Source organism: Mycobacterium sp. (genome assembly GCF_049281135.1).
Taxonomy (GTDB): Bacteria; Actinomycetota; Actinomycetes; order Mycobacteriales; family Mycobacteriaceae; genus Mycobacterium.
In genome coordinates, this window is record NZ_JBAPRN010000543.1 from 1 (window position 1) to 3,021 (window position 3,021).

The 3,021-nt window shown below is 61.2% G+C and carries 3 protein-coding genes; 2 read left to right on the forward strand and 1 reads right to left on the reverse strand.

Features of this window, described 5'->3' with window-relative positions; translation table 11 throughout:
* Together WAN02_RS21325 and WAN02_RS21330 are read left to right on the forward strand one after the other, a co-directional pair.
* The coding region (locus WAN02_RS21325) for a mycofactocin-coupled SDR family oxidoreductase (RefSeq protein ID WP_422266209.1) at window positions 1-761 on the forward strand (761 nt) is incomplete at its 5' end.
* 947 nt (window positions 762-1,708) lie between these two features.
* On the forward strand, window positions 1,709-2,167 hold the full coding sequence (locus WAN02_RS21330; RefSeq protein WP_422266210.1) for a MaoC family dehydratase: 459 nt from the start codon (window positions 1,709-1,711) through the stop codon (window positions 2,165-2,167).
* A gap of 254 nt (window positions 2,168-2,421) precedes the next feature.
* On the opposite strand, the gene WAN02_RS21335 is transcribed toward WAN02_RS21330, so the two are convergent.
* Window positions 2,422-3,021, reverse strand: a 600-nt coding sequence (locus WAN02_RS21335) for an acyl-CoA dehydrogenase family protein (protein ID WP_422266211.1), incomplete at its 5' end; no start/stop codon positions are given.

Genomic DNA, 3,021 nt, shown 5'->3' on the forward strand with positions numbered 1-3,021 from the left:
AGGGCGCCGACATCATCGCGATTGACATCTGCCGCGACATCGACACGGTCCGCTATCCGGGGGCCACTGAAGACGACCTCGCTCAAACCGTGAAACTCGTTGAAGCCCTTGATCGTCGGATTATCGCCGCCACGGCCGACGTACGTGATCTACCCGCGTTGCAGGCCGTCGCTGAGCGGGCCGTCGACGCCTTCGGGGCGATCGACGTCGTCGTCGCCAACGCCGGTATCGGAACCTTCGGATCAGCGCTCGAACTCGACGAGCAAACCTGGCAGACGATGCTTGACGTGAACCTCACCGGCGTGTGGAAGACGGTTAAGGCCGCTGCGCCGACCATGATCGAACGCGGCAACGGCGGCTCGATCATTCTGATCAGCTCAGTCGCGGGGCTGACTGCGTATCCCCACTTGGCTCATTACGTCACCGCCAAACACGGCGTCACCGGACTCATGCGCGCCTTGGCGGTCGACCTGGCTCCGCATGGTATCCGGGTGAATTCGATCCATCCCGGCACCGTCGACACTCCCATGATTGCCAACGCGGATACCTACACAAGGCTGACCGGACTCGACGGCGCTACTCGTGATCAAGTCGCCGAGATCATGACGGGTATGAATGCCCTACGCGTACCCTGGCTTGACGCCGAGGACATCGTACCGGCGGTGGTGTACCTCGCTTCTGACGAGAGTTGTTATGTCACCGGAACCACCACCGTGATTGACGCTGGCAGCGTGTTGCCGTTCAAGATCCCGCACAGCTGATTCGCCGTCGCGCCTGCGCAGACCGCGCACCATTTGCGACGATACGATTCCAGGGCGGTTCTCTCGAATCTACCGACTGTGGTGTCGATCACCGTCTGTGATGTTCTCGATTATCGAATCAGCGGACTTCAAGAAGTTCAGCGAGCCATAGAAACCCGATTCCCGGCGCTGCATACTTTCGTCTCGGTTGGCCGCACCGATCCAGCTACTCAGCCATGCGTCTAACCGGCATGCGTCACCTTTGGATTGCGAAGCTCCACCGTGGCCGCTGGCTGACCACACTACTGACGACACTTACGCGCCGAACTACGCCCACAACCCATGTGTTTGTCGCCGAAAGTGCGCGCGACGCTATCGGCGACGCGGAAGGTTTCGACTGGGCAGTCGCCGGTTCACGACGTCTCAAGGACGTCAGCGGTGAGGTCAAGCTATTCCGGGTCAGCCGATCGCGGGCGTGACACTGAGTGCGACTAACTTCCCGATCGGATCACGGCAGCGGCCGACGCCTGTCCAACAAACTTCTGCGACAGGTGGGGAAAGGGGCGGAATCGAGTACGGCGCGTACTGTGTCAGCTTCTGGCCTTAAACGAGCCTTAAGACGCCGCGGCTATCAAACCCTGTAGCGCGTCGAGCCGTCCGATCCGAAATCGCCTTCGATGTCTGGGTTATTCAGAACATCCCACGTGTGCCGACGTGCTGCATCTACCAGCCTGTCGTTTAGTCGGGTTCGGTCTGGCAGCAGTCTTGACGCTGGGCGGTGCAGATGTCGATGAAGACACCACTGTCAAACCGCTTGTTGTCGGCTCGGGGTTCCCTCGTTTCACCGTGGTATAACAAAATAGATATATATATTGTACTTTTGGTGTCGTGGTACTAGGACCGTTGGAACGCCCGGCCCGGACTTCGGGGTGCGGAGGTTGCCGCGACCGCATGGACAGGAGAGGCTCATGAAGGTTATTGCGTCGGTCGACGACGCCCTCGCGTCAGTCGGTGACGACCTCGGCGCCGGCGAGTGGAAGCTGATCGACCAGCAACGCATAGACGCGTTCGCCGACATCACCGACGACCACCAGTGGATCCACACCGACGTCGACCGCGCCAGGAACGAAAGTCCTTATGGTTCAACGATTGCCCACGGCTTTTTGACTCTGTCGTTGATCCCGGCTCTCAAGAGGGGCAACTACAGCGTCGAGAACGCGCAAATGGGCATCAATTACGGCTTGGGCAAGGTGCGGTTCATCAACGCGGTGACTGCGGGATCGCGAATCCGGGTCCGCTCAACAGTATCTGACGCGACAAAAGTGGCCGACGATACCGTCGATCTGACGATACGCCAGACGGTTGAGATCGAGGGATCCGACAAACCTGCCGTGGTTGCCGACCTAATCGCGCGCTACGTCTTCTAACGTCGTTGGGGTCTGCTCGCCAGGACGCAGTTACACCGACCGTGCTGCGGCCACGCGTGCTTCGCGAGATCTGGCCGACCCATCGGTATGCCCGTCGATCGGCTCAGCGGTACCGGTCGCAGTGCTGACCGTTCTCGCCGCCCGGGTTTGGTGGCCGTGACCGAGCGGGGCGACGGGTAGCAGGACGCTGTGGGCGCCTTTGAAGTCCACGTTCAATCTCTTCCGTTGAAGCCAACGCCGCTGCACTCAGCTATTTACCACTGGACCCTAGGGCTGCCGACTATCAAGTCCCACAACATGTCCGGGTCGTGCGCCACCGCCAGTGCGTCTCGGCCTAGCCGGCGGGCGTGTTCGGCCGTAGCGCCGAACTCGGTGCTCCAGCTTCGTGCGCGCAGGGTCGCCAGCCACAGCGGATGCTCGAAGGTGGTGCCGATTGCGCCGTGCAACTGATGGGCGATGGTTGTCACTGGTTCGACAGCGCATCCCAAGACCACTTTGGCGACGGTGACGGCGTAGGCGGTCTGTTCGGCGCCAAAGCCGTAATCAGATGCTGCTGCCACCGCTAACACAGTTGCAGCACGGGCATTTTCGATCTCACCCGCCATCGCAGCCAGCGAGTGCTGGACGGCCTGGAACTGGCTGAGCGGGCGGCCGAACTGGACACGCTCGCGGGCATGGGCAACAGAGAGCTTTGCTGCGACATCTAACGCACCGAGCATCTGAATGCAACGTGCGAACGCGCCACGCCGACGCAGCAGTTCACCGGCCGATGAGTCGAGGCGGCTCAGCGAACCCAGCGCGACGTCGAAGCTCACGCGATCCCGAGGCTCGCCGGCCAGATTGTGGGCGTATTC